Origin of the sequence: Pseudomonas sp. B21-041, from assembly GCF_024748675.1 — a bacterium.
GTDB lineage: Bacteria > Pseudomonadota > Gammaproteobacteria > Pseudomonadales > Pseudomonadaceae > Aquipseudomonas > Aquipseudomonas neuropathica.
This window is the reverse complement of sequence record NZ_CP087175.1, coordinates 1,199,877-1,216,034: the sequence shown is the minus strand read 5'-3', so window position 1 is coordinate 1,216,034 and position 16,158 is coordinate 1,199,877. Positions and strand designations below refer to the sequence as shown.

Annotated in this window: 19 protein-coding genes; 9 read left to right on the top strand and 10 right to left on the bottom strand. The window is 58.9% G+C overall.

Annotated features, from left to right (window positions below):
- Positions 1-53 precede the first annotated feature (53 nt).
- The gene (locus LOY43_RS28810; protein WP_408980840.1) at positions 54-296 is read left to right on the top strand and encodes a helix-turn-helix domain-containing protein; all 243 of its coding nucleotides are present in this window, start codon (positions 54-56) and stop codon (positions 294-296) included.
- 220 nt (positions 297-516) lie between these two features.
- Here LOY43_RS28810 and rplS read toward each other — a convergent pair whose 3' ends face one another.
- The 5 genes from rplS to ffh form a co-directional block, all read right to left on the bottom strand.
- A complete protein-coding gene (gene rplS, locus LOY43_RS05260; protein ID WP_003175895.1) occupies positions 517-867 on the bottom strand; it encodes a 50S ribosomal protein L19 in 351 nt (116 codons plus the stop codon).
- A gap of 45 nt (positions 868-912) precedes the next feature.
- A complete protein-coding gene (gene trmD / locus LOY43_RS05255; RefSeq protein WP_008081628.1) occupies positions 913-1,665 on the bottom strand; it encodes a tRNA (guanosine(37)-N1)-methyltransferase TrmD in 753 nt (250 codons plus the stop codon).
- Positions 1,666-1,667: 2 nt separating this feature from the next.
- Positions 1,668-2,204 carry a ribosome maturation factor RimM gene (gene rimM / locus LOY43_RS05250; RefSeq protein WP_258709301.1) on the bottom strand — a complete coding sequence of 179 codons (537 nt, stop codon included), beginning with the start codon at positions 2,202-2,204 and terminating at the stop codon, positions 1,668-1,670.
- Positions 2,205-2,209: 5 nt separating this feature from the next.
- Positions 2,210-2,461 (bottom strand): 30S ribosomal protein S16, encoded by a 252-nt coding sequence (rpsP, locus tag LOY43_RS05245; RefSeq protein WP_016986371.1) that lies wholly within the window; start codon positions 2,459-2,461, stop codon positions 2,210-2,212.
- A 311-nt stretch (positions 2,462-2,772) separates the two neighbouring features.
- Entirely contained in the window at positions 2,773-4,149 is a 1,377-nt protein-coding gene (gene ffh / locus LOY43_RS05240; protein WP_007908988.1) for a signal recognition particle protein, read from the bottom strand.
- A 210-nt stretch (positions 4,150-4,359) separates the two neighbouring features.
- On the opposite strand from ffh, the gene LOY43_RS05235 reads away from it, so the two are divergent.
- The 3 genes from LOY43_RS05235 (at position 4,360) to LOY43_RS05225 (ending at position 8,053) form a co-directional block, all read left to right on the top strand.
- Positions 4,360-5,172, top strand: a complete 813-nt coding sequence (locus tag LOY43_RS05235; RefSeq protein ID WP_095050342.1) for an inner membrane protein YpjD — start codon at positions 4,360-4,362, stop codon at positions 5,170-5,172.
- 12 nt (positions 5,173-5,184) lie between these two features.
- Positions 5,185-6,426, top strand: coding sequence for a transporter associated domain-containing protein (locus LOY43_RS05230; protein ID WP_258709300.1), 1,242 nt, complete (start codon positions 5,185-5,187; stop codon positions 6,424-6,426).
- Positions 6,427-6,736: 310 nt separating this feature from the next.
- On the top strand, positions 6,737-8,053 hold the full coding sequence (locus LOY43_RS05225; protein WP_095050339.1) for an MFS transporter: 1,317 nt from the start codon (positions 6,737-6,739) through the stop codon (positions 8,051-8,053).
- A 120-nt stretch (positions 8,054-8,173) separates the two neighbouring features.
- Here the strand turns inward: LOY43_RS05225 and purT are convergent, their stop codons facing one another.
- The 5 genes from purT to LOY43_RS05200 form a co-directional block, all read right to left on the bottom strand.
- The gene (gene purT / locus LOY43_RS05220; protein WP_258709299.1) at positions 8,174-9,355 is read right to left on the bottom strand and encodes a formate-dependent phosphoribosylglycinamide formyltransferase; all 1,182 of its coding nucleotides are present in this window, start codon (positions 9,353-9,355) and stop codon (positions 8,174-8,176) included.
- Positions 9,356-9,455: 100 nt separating this feature from the next.
- Positions 9,456-9,923: a VUT family protein gene (locus tag LOY43_RS05215; RefSeq protein WP_095050338.1), complete on the bottom strand. Its 468-nt coding sequence runs from the start codon at positions 9,921-9,923 to the stop codon at positions 9,456-9,458.
- A gap of 321 nt (positions 9,924-10,244) precedes the next feature.
- Complete coding sequence (locus tag LOY43_RS05210) at positions 10,245-10,454, bottom strand: DUF1289 domain-containing protein (RefSeq protein WP_093436849.1); 210 nt, start codon at positions 10,452-10,454, stop codon at positions 10,245-10,247.
- Positions 10,451-10,975, bottom strand: coding sequence for a gamma carbonic anhydrase family protein (locus tag LOY43_RS05205; RefSeq protein WP_034154816.1), 525 nt, complete (start codon positions 10,973-10,975; stop codon positions 10,451-10,453). Before LOY43_RS05205 ends, LOY43_RS05210 begins: the two co-directional genes overlap by 4 nt.
- A 62-nt stretch (positions 10,976-11,037) precedes the next feature.
- Positions 11,038-11,637, bottom strand: a complete 600-nt coding sequence (locus LOY43_RS05200) for a CoA pyrophosphatase (RefSeq protein ID WP_093436852.1) — start codon at positions 11,635-11,637, stop codon at positions 11,038-11,040.
- 147 nt (positions 11,638-11,784) lie between these two features.
- On the opposite strand from LOY43_RS05200, the gene LOY43_RS05195 reads away from it, so the two are divergent.
- From LOY43_RS05195 to LOY43_RS05175, 5 genes are all read left to right on the top strand, one after another.
- A complete protein-coding gene (locus LOY43_RS05195) occupies positions 11,785-12,336 on the top strand; it encodes an NUDIX hydrolase (RefSeq protein ID WP_007909002.1) in 552 nt (183 codons plus the stop codon).
- Between the two features lie 111 nt (positions 12,337-12,447).
- Positions 12,448-12,963, top strand: coding sequence for a murein L,D-transpeptidase family protein (locus tag LOY43_RS05190; protein WP_095050942.1), 516 nt, complete (start codon positions 12,448-12,450; stop codon positions 12,961-12,963).
- Between the two features lie 283 nt (positions 12,964-13,246).
- Complete coding sequence (locus LOY43_RS05185) at positions 13,247-13,978, top strand: GntR family transcriptional regulator (protein WP_093436861.1); 732 nt, start codon at positions 13,247-13,249, stop codon at positions 13,976-13,978.
- A 56-nt stretch (positions 13,979-14,034) separates the two neighbouring features.
- A complete protein-coding gene (nagA, locus tag LOY43_RS05180) occupies positions 14,035-15,141 on the top strand; it encodes an N-acetylglucosamine-6-phosphate deacetylase (RefSeq protein WP_258709298.1) in 1,107 nt (368 codons plus the stop codon).
- Positions 15,122-16,144, top strand: coding sequence for an SIS domain-containing protein (locus LOY43_RS05175; protein WP_095050944.1), 1,023 nt, complete (start codon positions 15,122-15,124; stop codon positions 16,142-16,144). Before nagA ends, LOY43_RS05175 begins: the two co-directional genes overlap by 20 nt.
- Positions 16,145-16,158: the final 14 nt, after the last annotated feature.

Here is a 16,158-nt window from a genome sequence, read left to right as displayed (position 1 = left end):
TACAACCTTAGAGACCCAAGGTCAATATTTTGATAAGAAATAATATTTTAAGTATGACTCCAGAGATATGCAAAGCTGCCAGGGCCCTAGCCAAAATGACGCAACGTGATCTGGCATGCGCAGCTGACATAGCTACTCCTACGATCGCCGATTTTGAACGCGGAGCTCGGAGACCACATATAAATAATCTAAAGGCAATCGCAAATGTATTTGAAGGTTTAGGAATGAATTTTGTACTAGAGAATGAAAAAATTGTAGGCATTGACTTTCGCAACCTGAAAAGCGTTGATTCCTGATCAGAATTGGCAAAGCTGACCATTTTGTTCACGCTGATGGGCACAACTCTACGCTCATTCCGAGCCCCCACACAAAACACTTCTAATACAAAAAAATGCAAGCAGCTTCGACTGATTGATAAGCATTTTTTCAGCCGGCGACTATTACACCTGACACATAGAAAAAAACACAAATAAAAAAGCAGCCCGCAGGCTGCTTTTTTTGCATCGGAAGCTGGACTTAAGCCAGTTTTTCCTTGATGCGAGCTGCTTTACCCGACAGGTCACGCAGGTAGTACAGCTTGGCTTTACGTACGTCACCGCGACGTTTAACAGCCATGCTGTCGATCTGCGGGGAGTAGGTCTGGAAAGTACGTTCTACGCCAACACCGTTGGAGATTTTACGAACGGTGAACGCACTGTTCACGCCGCGGTTACGCTTGGCGATTACAACGCCTTCGAACGCTTGCAGACGGGAACGATCGCCTTCCTTCACTTTCACCTGAACGACAATAGTGTCGCCTGGGGCGAAGGTAGGGATTTCTTTGGTCATCTGCTCTGCTTCGAGTGCAAGGATGATTTTGTTGGTCATGCTGTGCTCCTAAGGTAAATCGTTCGATCTACCATCGATACGTTGTTAACTATCGTCCCGCTCGCGGATGTATTCCTCGAGCAGCTTCTTCTCTTCTCCAGAAAGCGAGCGGCTTTCCAGAAGATCGGCGCGTCGTTCAAAGGTCCTACCAAGGGACTGCTGTAAACGCCAACGCCGGATATGCGCGTGATTGCCACTCAGCAACACGTCGGGAACACGCTGATCCGCATACACCTCAGGTCGGGTGTAGTGCGGGCAATCCAGCAGACCATCCGTAAAGGAATCTTCCTCAGCGGAATCCGCATGCCCTAAAGCTCCAGGCAGCAGTCGTGTAACCGCATCGATCAGGACCATGGCCGGCAGCTCGCCGCCAGACAGTACATAGTCGCCAATCGACCACTCTTCATCGACATGAGCCTCAATAAAGCGCTCGTCAATGCCTTCATAGCGGCCGGCAATCAGGATCAATGCATCCGATTGTGCCAGCTCGCGTACCGCCGACTGAGTCAGTTGACGGCCTTGGGGGGACAGGTAAATCACCTTCGCCGCCTCCCCGGCTGCTGCCTTGGCCTGAACCAGAGCATCTTCCAGGGGCTTGATCTTCATCACCATGCCCGGACCACCGCCAAACGGGCGATCGTCCACAGTGTGATGCCGATCCGTCGTGTAATCTCGCGGATTCCAACAGGTCAGCTGCAAGAGCCCCTGTTTGACCGCACGACTGGTGATGCCGTAGTCGCCGATGGCGGAAAACATCTCGGGAAACAAACTGATCACTTCTACGCGCAAATTAGCCACGTTTAGAAGTCCGCGTCCCAATCCACCTTCATCTCGCCCGCGGCCAGGTCGACAGTCAACACACATTGCTCCGTATAGGGCAACAGGCGTTCGCGATCATCCAGGCTGCCAGCGCAAGGCTTGACGACCATTACATCATTGGCGCCGGTTTCCAGAAGATGATCGATTTTCCCGAGCAATTGCCCAAGGGTGTCGATGACCTTCAGACCTTCCAACTGGTACCAGTAGTACTCGCCTTCGGTCAATTCAGCGAACAGATTGCGCGGCACGCAGATCTCATAACCGGCCAGAAGACGAGCTTCTTCACGATCATCAAGACCCTTGAGCTTCGCGACCAGGAACTTATCGTTCCCGCGTCCACTGACCAGCTCGACCTGTTTCACATTGCCTTCGCGCTTGAGCGTCCAGGTTTTGTACTGCAACAGGTTTTCAGTCGGATCAGTAAAGGAATAAACCTTCACTTCGCCGCGAACGCCATGAACAGAATAAATTTTGCCAATAACGATCAAATCATCGGCAACAGCAGGCGTCGCGTTCATATTGCTCAGGCCGCAGCCTTGGCAGATTCCTTCAACAACTGAGCAACGCGCTCAGAAGGTTGTGCACCAACGCTCAGCCAGTAGGCTACGCGCTCTTGGTTCACGGACAGACGGGTTTCCTGACCACGTGCAACAGGGTTGAAGAAACCAACCTGTTCTTTGTGGGAGCCGTCACGCGGGTTACGCGAGTCGGTTACGGTCAGGTGGTAAAACGGGCGCTTTTTGGAGCCGCCAAGGGCAAGACGGATTGTTAGCATGTGAACATCGTTCCTGTAGTCGGTGCTGCAAATCTAAATGCACAGCGGGCATGGGTGCCCGAAAGGCCGCATATTCTAAGGAATATCCGGACTTTTGCAAATGACTTTTTCCGGCGCCTATGGCATGCCGTGCAGATCTGCATATAGAGCCGTCGATGAAAACGGCCAGTCAGCTCCCGCCGAGTGCGGGTTTGCTGTTGATCCCGCATCCTTGCGGGGCCTGCGCCGGTGCGACGACCGGCGAGATTCCAGTATCCCGTCTCACCCATTTCACTCACTTTTGGCGAGTGAAATAGGTGAGACGGGACACCTTACATTTTTGGCATGCCGCCGCCGGGCAACATTCCGCCCATGCCGCGCATCATTTTCGCCATACCGCCCTTGGCGGAGAATTTCTTCATCATCTTCTGCATCTGCTTGTGCTGCTTGATCAAGCGACCGATGTCCTGCACCTGGGTGCCGGAACCCATGGCGATCCGACGCTTGCGCGAACCGCTGATCAGCTCAGGGTCGCGGCGCTCGGCCGGGGTCATGGAGTTGATGATGGCTTCCATCTGCTTGAACTGCTTCTCTGCGGCGTTCTGGGCATTGCCCATTTGCGACAGGTTGACGCCGCCGATGCTCGGCAGTTTGTCCATGAGCCCGCCGAGGCCGCCCATGTTCTTCATTTGTTGCAACTGATCGCGGAAGTCTTCGAGGTCGAAGCCCTTGCCCTTCTTCAGCTTCTTGGCCAGTTTGTCGGCCTTGTCCTTGTCGAGCGTCGCTTCAGCCTGTTCGATCAGGCTGAGCACGTCGCCCATGCCGAGGATCCGCGAGGCGATACGCTCAGGGTGGAACGGATCGAGCGCTTCGCTCTTCTCGCCCATACCGATGAACTTGATCGGCTTGCCGGTGATGGCGCGTACCGACAGGGCGGCACCGCCACGGGCGTCGCCGTCGACCTTGGTCAGGATCACACCGGTCAGCGGCAGTGCATCACCGAAGGCCTTGGCCGTGTTGGCCGCATCCTGACCGGTCATGGCGTCAACCACGAACAGGGTTTCGACCGGGTTGATCGCGGCGTGCAACGCCTTGATCTCGCCCATCATCTCTTCGTCGATATGCAGACGACCGGCGGTATCGACGATGACCACGTCGATGAATTTCAGTTTTGCTTCTTTAATAGCTGCGGTGGCGATGTCGACCGGTTTCTGGCTCAGGTCGGACGGGAAGAACGTCACGCCGATGTCGTTGGCCAGGGTTTCCAGCTGCTTGATCGCCGCAGGACGGTAGACGTCCGCCGACACGACCATGACCGACTTCTTCTTGCGCTCTTTAAGGAAGCGCGCCAGTTTGCCAGCGGTGGTGGTTTTACCCGCACCTTGCAAACCGGCCATCAGAATCACGGCGGGCGGCACAGCGCTCAGGTTCAGATCTTCGTTGGCCGCGCCCATCAGGCTTTCGAGTTCAGCCTGGACGATCTTCACGAACGCCTGGCCCGGCGTCAGGCTGCGCGACACCTCGGTGCCGACAGCGCGCTCCTTGACCGAATTGACGAAGTCCTTGACCACCGGCAGAGCGACGTCGGCTTCGAGCAACGCCATGCGCACTTCACGCAGGGTGTCTTTGATGTTGTCCTCGGTCAGCTTCGCCTTGCCGGTGACATGGCGCAGCGTCTGCGAGAGACGGTCGGTTAAGTTTTCAAACATTGCGCGATCCTTTCAGGCCCTGTGTAGACCGGGATAATGGCGGCCCAGACCGGAATCAACATGTGCTCGGCGAGCCTGCGGCGTGGGCAGGTCGCGGATTATAGCGAAGACTGCGGCTGGCGGACACCTCGCTGTCAGCTTCCTGAGTCTTTCGTGCCATGGCGGTTCTATGCCAAACTCAGCCCCTTTCGGGCTTGCCTAACAGGATTTATGCTCCCCTTGTCACCCAGTTTATTGACCACTCTCGCCGCCGCCCTTCTATATGCCGCTGCGACCCTTTATCAGAGCACTCGTCTGGCCACCGGCGCCAAGGCGAACAAGCGCCTGCTGGTTACCCTCGGCGTCTTCGCCGTGTTGGCCCACGGCGCCAGCCTGCTCACTCACTTGCTGACCCCGATCGGTCTAGGCCTGGACTTCTTCAGCGCCTCGAGCCTGATTGCCGCGGCAGTGATCGCGCTGACACTGATTGCCTGCTCGCGAATCCCGGTGGAAAACCTGCTGGTGCTGCTATTTCCGCTGGGCGCGATCACCGTGCTGCTGGCGCAATTCGCGCCGACCGGCACCGTGCAGATCATCGACGAAGAGCCGGGCATCCTCGCGCACATTCTGTTGTCGATCCTCGCCTACGGCATGTTCACCATCGCGGTGTTCCAGGCCTTGTTGCTGCTGGTGCAAGACCACCAACTCAAACACAAGCACCCGTCCGGGCTGATCAAGAATTTCCCGCCGCTGCAAACCATGGAAAGCCTGCTGTTCGGTTTCCTCTGGGCCGGCTGGACACTGCTGTCGCTGTCGCTGATTTCCGGCTGGCTGTTCGTCGAGAACCTGTTCGCCCAGCATCTGGTGCACAAGACCCTGCTGGCGTGCCTGGCCTGGATCGTCTTCAGCGTGTTGTTGTGGGGCCGCAATCGCCTCGGCTGGCGCGGTCACAAGGCGATTCGCTGGACCCTCGCCGGTTTCTGCCTGCTGATGTTGGCGTACTTCGGCAGCAAACTGGTTCGTGAATACATCCTGCACATCTGACGGGCGGCATAAATGGACGGTTTGCCCCTTGGGCCGATGCTCGCGGTATTTGTCCTGCTGATTTTATGGTCAGGGTTGTTTACCGCCGTCGAAATCGCGCAGCAACACCTGCTCGCGCAACGCACCGCCTCGCGCGCCAGCGATAAGCCGCTGGCGAAGCTGAGCTTCCCGCTCGACAGCCTCATTCTCTGCAATACCCTGTGCCGCGCTCTCGCGGTCGTCATCGCGACACTGCTGGCGATTTTCCTCTGCGAAGAAAACGGCCCATGGGCTGCGTGCCTCGGTGCCGGCGCAATTCTGCTGGTGTTTGCCGATTACTTCCCGCGCACCGTCGCCCAGCGTTATCCCGATGCCGTGCTGGCGTTTGGCAATACCTTGCTGACCGTGCCACTGAAGATTGTCTATCCGTTTGCCTGGTTGTTCAGCCGTATCAGCGGTTTGCTGATGACTCCATTTGCACGCAAGGTTCAGGTCGTGCAGCAAAGCGAAGATGACTCGCCTGCCGATCGGTACGACGATCCAGAACGCCCGGTCCGGGCGCACCCGGTCTCAGGCATTCATGCGCTGGACAATATTACGGTCAACGACATTCTGGTGCCGCGCAGTGACGTCGACGGCATCAACCTCGATGACTCGATCGAAGAAATCATCGAACAACTGCGGCATAACAAGCGCACACGCCTGCCGGTGTTCCATAGCGACATCAATCAGGTTGAAGCGGTGCTCAACACCCGGCAGATCCGGCACCTGCTGAACAACGGTGATCTGACGCGCGAAGCGCTGCTGGCCGCTAGTTACGAACCGTACTTCGTGCCGGAAAGCACGCCGCTGCAACTGCAACTGCTGAACTTCCACAAGCAGCAGCGGCGCCTGGGCATGGTCGTGGATGAGTACGGCGAAGTGCTCGGCATCGTCACGCTGGAAGACATTCTCGAAGAAATCGTCGGCGAGTTTGAAAGCGAGCACAGTCTGGATAATCCGCATATTCATCCACAGGGCGATGGCCGCATGGTCATTGACGGTGCCGCGTCGATCCGCGAGCTGAACAAGTGCCTGGGTTGGCATTTGCCGAGCGATGGGCCGAAAACGCTGAATGGGCTGGTGACTGAAGCGTTGGAGACGATTCCTGAGAGCGCGGTGTGCTTGAAGATCGGGCGCTATCGGCTGGAGATTCTCGAGACCGAGGAGAACCGGGTGAGCAAGGTGCTGATTTGGCATACCTCGTCTGTGCCTGCTTTGCTGCCTGCCCGATAAAAGATCAAAGATCAAAAGATCGCAGCCTTCGGCAGCTCCTACATTTGAAATGCGTTCCCATGTAGGAGCTGCCGCAGGCTGCGATCTTTTTGCTCTTGTTCAATCGTTAGCCCCCTTCCTATAATCGAGGCGCTTACCCAAGCCCCGCCGAACCTCGTGCTTACCCCGCACCTGACAGGTTTCGGCCATTTCTGCATTACACCGGCGACTGTTCCTACCTGAAACAGCGACCGCGCCTCATCCCACATCCCTGGGTGTTCGACCATAATAATTCGCTCCAACGGAGCTCATGACTGTCAGGGATCACCGCATGACGACCAGTACCGCTTACAGTGCCACCGCGCCTGCCCAACCGACGAATTCCGCCACCCGCGTGGCGACGGCGAGTTTTATCGGCACCGCGATCGAGTTCTACGACTTCTATGTTTACGCCACCGCCGCCGCTTTGGTGATCGGGCCGGTGTTCTTTCCTCAGACCTCTGGCACCGCGCAGATGCTGTCGGCGTTCCTGACCTTCGGCATCGCCTTCCTCGCCAGACCGCTGGGTTCGGCGCTGTTCGGCCACTTCGGTGACCGTATCGGGCGCAAGTCGACGCTGGTGGCCTCGCTGCTGTTGATGGGCGTGTGTACGACGCTGATCGGCGTGCTGCCAGGTTACGCCACGATTGGCGCCTGGGCGCCGATTCTGCTGTGCGTGCTGCGCTTCGGACAGGGCCTGGGATTGGGCGGTGAATGGGGTGGCGCTGCATTGCTGGCCACGGAAAACGCGCCGAAAGGCAAGCGTGCGTGGTTCGGCATGTTTCCGCAGCTCGGACCTTCGATCGGCTTTCTCGCCGCGAACGGCTTGTTTCTGACCTTGGCCATGACCCTCGATGACGAGCAGTTCCGCAGCTGGGGCTGGCGGATTCCGTTCCTGCTCAGCGCAGCGCTGGTGATGGTCGGTCTGTATGTGCGATTGAAACTGCATGAAACACCGGTGTTTGCCAACGCCATCGCCCGTCAGGAGCGGGTGAAGATACCGCTGGTCGAGCTGTTCAGTCAGTACTGGGCGCCGACATTGCTGGGCGCGGCGGCGATGGTGGTCTGTTATGCGCTGTTCTATATCTCGACGGTGTTCTCACTGAGTTACGGGGTTTCCACACTTGGCTATAGCCGCGAAACCTTCCTCGGGCTGCTGTGTTTTGCCGTGCTGTTCATGGCCGCCGCCACGCCGCTGTCGGCTTGGGCCAGCGACCGTTACGGGCGCAAACCGGTGCTGATCATCGGTGGCGTGCTGGCGATTCTTTCCGGGTTCCTGATGGAGCCGTTGCTGACTCAGGGTTCGACCTGGGGCGTGGCGCTGTTTCTGTGCATCGAGCTGTTCTTGATGGGCGTGACGTTTGCACCGATGGGCGCGCTGTTGCCGGAGCTGTTTCCGACTCACGTGCGTTATACCGGTGCTTCGGCGGCGTATAACCTGGGCGGCATAGTCGGGGCCTCGGCGGCGCCGTTCTTTGCGCAGAAACTGGTGGCGATGGGCGGTTTGAGTTATGTCGGTGGGTATGTGTCGGGGGCGGCGGTGCTGAGTTTGATTGCGGTGCTGTGCCTGAAGGAAACGCGTGGCAACGATCTGAATCAGGTTGCCTGACAGAAGATCAAAAGCTTCGCGAGCAGGCTCGCTCCCACAGGTTTTTGGGGTTGGTCACAGATTCTGTGTTCACCCAATCCCATGTGGGAGCGAGCTTGCTCGCGAATGTCGCGACTCGGTTTAGAACTCGACCACAACAGCCTGAGCAGCGCGGGTCGCCTTGGCACGAGCGGCTTCGATCGACTCATCTCGCGCCAGCGCCACGCCCATGCGGCGCTGGCCATTCACTTCCGGCTTGCCGAACAGTCGCAGCGCCGTGTCCGGCTCGCTCAACGCCGCGCCGAGGTTGGCGAAAGCGGTCTGAGTCGACTGCCCTTCCACCAGAATCACCGCCGAAGCCGATGGCCCGAACTGACGGATCAGCGGTACCGGCAGGCCCAGAATTGCGCGAGCGTGCAGGGCGAACTGCGACAGATCCTGCGAAATCAGCGTTACCAGACCGGTGTCATGCGGGCGCGGCGAAACTTCGCTGAACCACACCTGATCACCCTTGATGAACAGCTCAACGCCGAACAGACCGCGACCACCCAGCGCTTCAGTTACCGCTTTGGCAACGCGCTCGGATTCAGCCAGGGCAACCGGGCTCATGGCTTGCGGCTGCCAGGATTCCTGATAGTCACCCTTCTCCTGACGGTGACCGACCGGCGCGCAGAACGTAGTGCCGCCGATGTGGCGCACGGTCAGCAGGGTGATCTCGTAATCGAAATCGATGAAACCTTCGATGATCACCCGGCCTTTGCCGGCGCGACCGCCCTCTTGCGCATAATCCCATGCCTTCTGCACGTCATCAGCGCTACGCAGCAGGCTCTGGCCTTTGCCCGACGAGCTCATGACTGGTTTGACGACGCATGGGAAGCCTAGGTCCTGAACGGCTTTGCTGTAGTCCTCGAAGGTGTCGGCAAAGTGGTACGGCGAGGTCGGCAGGTCCAGCTCTTCGGCGGCCAGACGACGGATGCCTTCGCGGTTCATGGTCAGTTGCGCAGCGCGCGCGGTCGGGATCACGGTGAAGCCTTCGGCTTCCAGTTCGACCAGCGTGGCGGTGGCGATCGCTTCGATTTCCGGCACGATGAAGTGCGGTTTCTCGGCTTCGATCACGGCACGCAGGGCAGCGCCGTCGAGCATATTGATCACGTGACTGCGATGGGCAACCTGCATGGCTGGCGCATTGGCGTAGCGATCGACGGCAATCACTTCAACGCCCAGGCGTTGCAGCTCGATCACCACTTCCTTGCCCAACTCACCACAGCCACACAGCAATACGCGGGTCGCGGTTGGCGACAATGGAGTTCCGATACGGGTCATCTCAGGTCCTCAAAGAAGCGGATCATCGAGGAAAGCAACGCTAGACGCGCTTTCCATGGGGAGAAAGCGCGGCATTTTACATGAACCTGAGGCTTTGGCTTCAGCCAGCGACGGCCTGCTTACGCTCGCGCCAGGCCATGATCAGCCAAACGGCAGTGACGCCGGCGAATTTCGAAGCCAGAGCGGTGATGATCACCGGCGGCGTCAACAGGTCGATCATGCCGAAGAAGATGAAGGTATCGAGCGGAATACTCAGCGCCGAACTGATCCACAAGCGATCACGCAAGGGCCGTTTGGTGATGCTGAATACTAGCCAGTCGATGATCTCGGACACCGCAAACGCCGTGGCACTGGCTAATGCGATCGACGGATCGGAGGTGACATAAGACAGCACCAGCGCCGCCAGCATCGCCACCAACGCACCGTGGCCGAAACGGGTTTGCACCATGTCGCGCAACACGAACACCAAGCCGCCCCAGGCCGACCAGATGATGTCCAGGTGTGGCGCGGTGGAGAAGGCGAAGTTGATCAGCACAACGCTGCTGATGTAGGCGATGAGGAAAATCATGGAGGTGACCTGTCAGATTGGCGCACAGATTACTGGACCGGCAGATCAAGAGCTACCCCCTCACCCCAGCCCTCTCCCCCAGGGGGCGAGGGGGAAAGGGAGCCCATCTTCCCTGGATTCCAATTCGAGCTCGACTCGATAACGCAGATAGGTGCAGCTTGAACAATCCCTTTCCTTCAGGCGAGAGGGAAAGGGAGCCGATCGGGGGCTTTTCAAACCTGAGTTCGACTCAATAGCTCAGGTCGGCGTATAGCGAAAGGCACCTCGGTCAGTCCCCTCTCCCCCTGGGAGAGGGTTAGGGTGAGGGCACCCTCAAGCCGATCACGATTTCGAAGGGATCATCCACACCAACCCACTCGCCTTCGCCCGCTCATGACACAACCCCAGCACCACGCGGCGCTCGTCGTTGGTCATACGGCCCCAGCGGGTGATCTCCGCGACCGTACGCTGGCAGCCAGTACAAATGTCATCCTCATCCAGCGCACAAATATTCACGCACGGCGAGGCAACGGGTCTCTCGGCTGTGTTCATTCTTCTTGCTCAACCAGATCACGGGCGTAGCGCTGCGAGTTATGCACATAGTGGGCGGCGCTGGCTTCGAGCATCTTCTTCTGCGGCTCGGTCAGTTCGCGCACGACTTTGCCCGGTGAGCCCATCACCAGCGAACCGTCGGGAATCTCTTTGCCTTCGCCAATCAGCGAGTTGGCGCCAATGATGCAGTTTTTGCCGATCTTCGCGCCGTTGAGAATCACCGCGTTGATGCCGATCAGGCTGTAATCGCCAACGGTGCAGCCGTGGAGCATCGCGTTGTGGCCGATGGTCACGCCGGTACCGATGGTCAGCGGAAAACCCATGTCGGTGTGCATCACCGTGCCGTCCTGCACATTGCTGTTCTTGCCGATCAGGATCAGTTCGTTGTCGCCGCGCAACACGGCGTTGAACCAGACGTTGGCGCCCTCTTCGAGTTTGACCTTGCCCACCAGTACGGCATTGGGGGCGACCCAGCTCTGTGGGTGGGTCTCGACACGGGCGTCGCCCAAGCGGTATTTCATCTTGTTTTCCTCAGGGCTCACGGTGAATGGCCATTCTGCCGATGGCTCAGGTATTGATGCGTTCAAGTATCAAGAAAGCTTTTTGGCGGTTGGTGCAGGCTGATCTTGGCGTCATAGAGCAGATTGATCAACTCGACGATCATGATCGCCGTCAGCCCCCAGATCTTGTACTCGCCAAAGCGGTAGCTCGGCACGTACCAGCTGCGACCCTGATAGTCGATGCGGTGCGTGTGTTCACGGGGGTCTTTGCGGAAGAATTCCAGCGGCACAGTGAACACTGCGGCAATCTCGGCATCGTTGGCCAGATACTCGACAAAATCGGGGATGACGCCGACATACGGCGTGACCTTGATACCGTGCAGGGAGATCAGCGGACTCAGCGGGCCGATGATTTCAACCAGGCCGGGGGGCAGGCCGATCTCTTCTTCGGCTTCGCGTAGCGCGGTGAAGATCAGGTCGGGGTCTTCCGGGTCGCGACGACCACCGGGGAACGCGACTTCGCCGCCGTGGGTCGAGAGCCCGCTGGCGCGCAGGGTCAGCACCAGTTCCGGCTCGTCACTGCGGGTGATCGGCACCAGAACGGCGGCCTCGGGGAAACGGGTGTCGGTCTCCAGCGTGCGCGGTGTGTGGTTGCTAACCCTATGCAGTAGCTCGTCCAGCATGAGTGTTCTCGATCTGTGCCTTACTCTGCATCATGCACCAATCGTTGCAAGCGCCCAAGCCCCCGAAACCCGCCGTGTCGCGAAACGACAACTTGCCGACCGGCACCGCTGCACGCCAAGATAGGCGCAGCATTCAGGAAGCCCAGCATGAAATTTTGCAGCCACTGCGGTAACCCGGTCACCCAGCGCATTCCCGAAGGCGATTCGCGGCTGCGATTTGTCTGTGACAGCTGTCAGACCATTCACTATCAAAACCCCAATATCGTCGCCGGTTGCGTGCCGACCTGGGGCACGAAAGTGTTGCTCTGCCGCCGCGCCATCGAGCCGCGTCTCGGCTACTGGACCTTGCCCGCCGGCTTCATGGAGAACGGCGAGACCATCGAGCAGGCCGCCGTACGCGAAACCGCCGAAGAAGCCTGCGCCCGGGTGCGCAACCTGAGTATCTACACGCTGATCGACGTACCGCACATCAGTCAGGTGCATGTGTTCTTCCGCGCCGAACTGGTCGACCTGGACTTTGCCGCCGGCCCCGAGAGCCTCGAAGTACAACTATTCGACGAAGCCGACATTCCCTGGGACGAGCTGGCTTTCCGCACGGTGGGGCGTACCTTAGAATGCTTCTTCGCTGATCGGCGTATCGAGGCGTATCCGGTTCGGTCTGAATCGATTCCTCCGTTGGCGCAGCCGGTCATTATTTAATCAAGACATTGGCATGATGGCCGACAAAAAGATCGCAGCCTTCGGCAGCTCCTACATGTACATACATATAAAATGTTGGTTATCTGCGTCACTCCTTGGGGAATCGTTTCAATGCGCTGGTTGCTTGCCCTGTTTTGCCTGTCGTTCGTTACCGTCTCCCAAGCGTCATTCGTGACCACCGTGACGCCGTCGAATACACCTCTTATCGAAAAAGTTCTGGTGCTTAAATCCGCGCATCAACTGCAGCTGATCGCCGACGGCAAGCCGCTGAAGACCTATCGCATTTCCCTGGGCAAAGGCGCGAAGAAAGGTCCGAAACTGATAGAAGGCGACAAGCGCACGCCAGAAGGTTTCTATTGGATCGACTGGCGCAAGACCAGCGACAAATTCAATCTGTCGATGCACATTTCCTACCCGAACATCAGCGATTCGGCCCGCGCCCGGCGTGAGGGCGTCGAGCCCGGCGGGATGATCATGATCCACGGCACGCCGGATTCGGAAGAGACCCCGGAAGACCTGTTCCACACCCTCGACTGGACTGACGGCTGCGTCGCCATGCGCAACGTTGATATGCGCGAAGTATGGAACCTGGTGCCGGACGGCACGATGGTCGAAATTCGCCCTTAAACCCTGACCACTGGTCACCTGCAAAAAAATAAATCAAAAGATCGCAGCCTGCGGCAGCGCCTACAGAGGTGATACCACTCTCAACTGTAGGCGCTGCCGCAGGCTGCGATCTTTTGCTTTTTATAGGCCAACACTAATACCACTTGAAACCACACCCCCTAAAACCCTCCATTTCATTGGGCCAAAGCCCATTTCCGTGCGTTGACATGGTATTCAAGTGGTATTAATTTCCGCCCCACAAGCGAGCCACAACAATCCTATACTCGCGACGGAAATGCCCTACATGAACGACCTCCATACCCTACGCCCGGACGACTCCCAGCCGACGCCGCTGTACCTGCAGCTAGCGCGCAATCTGGAAGCAGCGATTCATGCCGGGCAGTGGAAGTCCGAGCAGGCAATGCCCTCGGAACGCAATCTCAGCGAGCAACTGGGCATTTCCCGAGTGACTGCGCGCAAGGCGCTGGAAGTTCTGCTTGATCAAGGCCTGATTCGTCGCCTGCAAGGTTCCGGCACTTTCATCACCCCTCGCCTCGAACAACCGCTGTCGCGCCTTTCGGGTTTCAGCGAGATGCTGCGCCTCAAGGGTTTCGTACCCAGCTCGCAATGGCTGGAACGCGAAATCACCCTGCCGACCCACGAAGAACTGATCCGCCTCAGCCTGTCGCCGAACGACAAGGTCGCGCGCATGAAGCGTCTGCGCAAAGCCGATGACACGGTCATGGCCATCGAAATGAGCACCCTGCCCGCCTCGATCATGCCCAAGCCGCAATTGGTTGGCGATTCGCTCTACGAATACCTCGACGGCATCGGCAAGCCGATCGTCCGCGCCCTGCAGCACATCCAGGCGATCAACGCCTCTGACGAGTTCGCCGCACTGGTCGGCATCGCCCCCGGCACCGCGATGCTGCTGATGACCCGGGTCGGCTACCTCGAAGACAACACACCGATTGAAGTCACCGACACCTATTGCCGCAACGACTACTACGACTTTGTTGCAGAGCTTCGTAGATAAAGAGCTTCGTCGATAAAGAGCTGCGTCGTTAAGCGCGGCCAAAAGTGAGAACCAAAATGTCCGAAGACAACATCCTTACCGCCAGCGGCTGGATTCGCGGCCGGCTGGTCCACGAACACGGCAAAGTCGTGTCGATCGAAGGCGTGCCCTGCGATCCGACCGACAATGACCTGCCGTATCTGCTGCCGGGTTTCATCGATCTGCACGTCCACGGCGGCGGTGGCAAAGACATCATGGAAGGCGCCAGCGCCTTCGAGACCATCACCAGAACCCACGTGCGTTTCGGCACCACCTCGCTGCTGGCCACCACCATGACCGCGCCGAGCGCCGAGATCTCCAGCGTCTTGAAAGAAGTCGGAGAGTTCTGCGAACAGCGTCCGAAAGGTGCCGCGCGAGTCCTCGGCGTACACCTCGAAGGCCCGTACATCAACCCCGGCAAACTCGGCGCGCAACCGAACTTCGCCCACACCGCATTGATGGCCGAAGTCGAAGAATACCTGGCACTGGCGCCGATCCGCGTGATCACCATCGCCCCGGAAATCGCCGGCCATGACGGTTTGATCCGTGAGCTGAGCAGCCGTGGCGTGCGCATGCAGATCGGCCACACCCTCGGCAGTTACGAGGAAGGCGTTGCCGCACTCGATGCCGGTGCGACCAGTTTCACCCATCTCTATAACGCCATGAGCCCGCTGCATCACCGCGAGCCAGGCATCGTCGGCGCCGCGCTGGCCCACGCCAAATTCGCCGAGCTGATTCCGGATTTGCTGCATGTGCATCCCGGCGCCATTCGGGTGGCCCTGCGCTCAATCCCGTGCCTGTATTGCGTCACCGATTCGACTGCCGCCGCCGGCATGCCCGACGGTGAATACAAGCTCGGCAGCCACACCGTGACCAAATGCCTGGGCGGCGTACGCCTGCCCGACGGCACGTTGGCCGGCAGCACGCTGACCATGGATCAGGCCCTGCGTAACTTGGTGAAGATCGGTTTGCCGATCGCCGAGGCCTCGCAACGCCTGTCGCAATTTCCCGCCGACTATCTCGGCATTACTGAACGCGGGCGCCTTGCACCTGGCGCCTGGGCCGACTGCGTGCGGCTGGACCGCTCACTCACACTGACCGCCGTCATGGTCGAAGGAGAAGACATTGACTTCAAAAATGCTTGAAGAGGCGCTGTCCTCGTTCGAGGCCGTGCAAGCCCAACTGCAACAGCTCGACCCGCAAATGATCGAAATTGCCGGGCGCCTGCGCCGTCAGCCGCCGCAAGTGGCAATGACTGTGGCTCGCGGCAGCTCCGACCACGCGGCGAGCTACTTCGCCTACCTGACCATGCAGCAACTTGGCGTCCCGGTGGCGTCGTTGCCGATGTCGGTGGTGACCATGCAGCAGGCGCCGTTGAAGGTCAGCGGTCAGGTCGCGTTCGCCTTTTCCCAGTCGGGGCAGAGCCCGGATCTGGTCAACAGCTTGCGTCTGTTGCGCAAGCGTGGCGCGTTAAGCGTGTCGATGGTCAACGCCGCCGATTCGCCACTGGAAGCCGCGTGTGAATTCAGCGTGCCACTGCTCGCCGGGACTGAAAGCAGCGTCGCCGCGACCAAAAGTTTTATCGCCACCCTCAGCGCCAGCGCTCGTTTGATCGCGCACTGGAAAGAGGACAACGAATTGCTCGAGGCCGGCAACGCCCTGCCTGAAGGCCTGCGCGAAGCGGCGAAACAGGACTGGAGCATGGCCATCGAAGCGCTGCGCGATTGCGAGCGTTTGATGGTCATCGGCCGGGGAGCCGGGTTTGCCATCGCCCAAGAGGCAGCGCTGAAATTCAAGGAAACCTCGGCGATTCAAGCTGAAGCGTTCAGCAGCGCCGAAGTCCGTCACGGCCCGATGGCGCTGATCGACGAACACTACCCGTTGCTGGTTTTCGCCCCACGCGGCGCTGAACAGGCTGGCCTGCTGAGTCTTGCGGCGGAAATGCGTCAACGCGGCGCCCGCGTGTTGCTGGCAGCGCCGGACGATGTGAACGAACGCGATCTGACCCTGACCCGCGCCGAGCACCCGGCCCTTGATCCGATTCTGGCGATCCAGAGCTTTTACGTGATGGCCGCCGGTCTGGCCGTGGCCCGTGGCATGGACCCGGATCAGCCACGTCACCTGAGCAAAGTGACCCGCACGCATTAATTGAAGCAAACCTG

Bases quoted from the DNA above. Each gene is read 5' to 3' on its own strand.
- LOY43_RS05185 (WP_093436861.1), top strand. From the start codon at position 13,247: ATGAACGACCTCCATACCCTACGCCCGGACGACTCCCAGCCGACGCCG.
- LOY43_RS05230 (WP_258709300.1), top strand. From the start codon at position 5,185: ATGGACGGTTTGCCCCTTGGGCCGATGCTCGCGGTATTTGTCCTGCTG.
- LOY43_RS05205 (WP_034154816.1), bottom strand. From the start codon at position 10,975: ATGAAATACCGCTTGGGCGACGCCCGTGTCGAGACCCACCCACAGAGC.
- LOY43_RS05190 (WP_095050942.1), top strand. From the start codon at position 12,448: ATGCGCTGGTTGCTTGCCCTGTTTTGCCTGTCGTTCGTTACCGTCTCC.
- nagA (WP_258709298.1), top strand. From the start codon at position 14,035: ATGTCCGAAGACAACATCCTTACCGCCAGCGGCTGGATTCGCGGCCGG.
- ffh (WP_007908988.1), bottom strand. From the start codon at position 4,149: ATGTTTGAAAACTTAACCGACCGTCTCTCGCAGACGCTGCGCCATGTC.
- rimM (WP_258709301.1), bottom strand. From the start codon at position 2,204: ATGAACGCGACGCCTGCTGTTGCCGATGATTTGATCGTTATTGGCAAA.
- LOY43_RS05235 (WP_095050342.1), top strand. From the start codon at position 4,360: ATGCTCCCCTTGTCACCCAGTTTATTGACCACTCTCGCCGCCGCCCTT.
- LOY43_RS05210 (WP_093436849.1), bottom strand. From the start codon at position 10,454: ATGAACACAGCCGAGAGACCCGTTGCCTCGCCGTGCGTGAATATTTGT.
- LOY43_RS28810 (WP_408980840.1), top strand. From the start codon at position 54: ATGACTCCAGAGATATGCAAAGCTGCCAGGGCCCTAGCCAAAATGACG.
- rplS (WP_003175895.1), bottom strand. From the start codon at position 867: ATGACCAACAAAATCATCCTTGCACTCGAAGCAGAGCAGATGACCAAA.
- LOY43_RS05225 (WP_095050339.1), top strand. From the start codon at position 6,737: ATGACGACCAGTACCGCTTACAGTGCCACCGCGCCTGCCCAACCGACG.
- LOY43_RS05215 (WP_095050338.1), bottom strand. From the start codon at position 9,923: ATGATTTTCCTCATCGCCTACATCAGCAGCGTTGTGCTGATCAACTTC.
- LOY43_RS05200 (WP_093436852.1), bottom strand. From the start codon at position 11,637: ATGCTGGACGAGCTACTGCATAGGGTTAGCAACCACACACCGCGCACG.
- purT (WP_258709299.1), bottom strand. From the start codon at position 9,355: ATGACCCGTATCGGAACTCCATTGTCGCCAACCGCGACCCGCGTATTG.
- rpsP (WP_016986371.1), bottom strand. From the start codon at position 2,461: ATGCTAACAATCCGTCTTGCCCTTGGCGGCTCCAAAAAGCGCCCGTTT.
- LOY43_RS05195 (WP_007909002.1), top strand. From the start codon at position 11,785: ATGAAATTTTGCAGCCACTGCGGTAACCCGGTCACCCAGCGCATTCCC.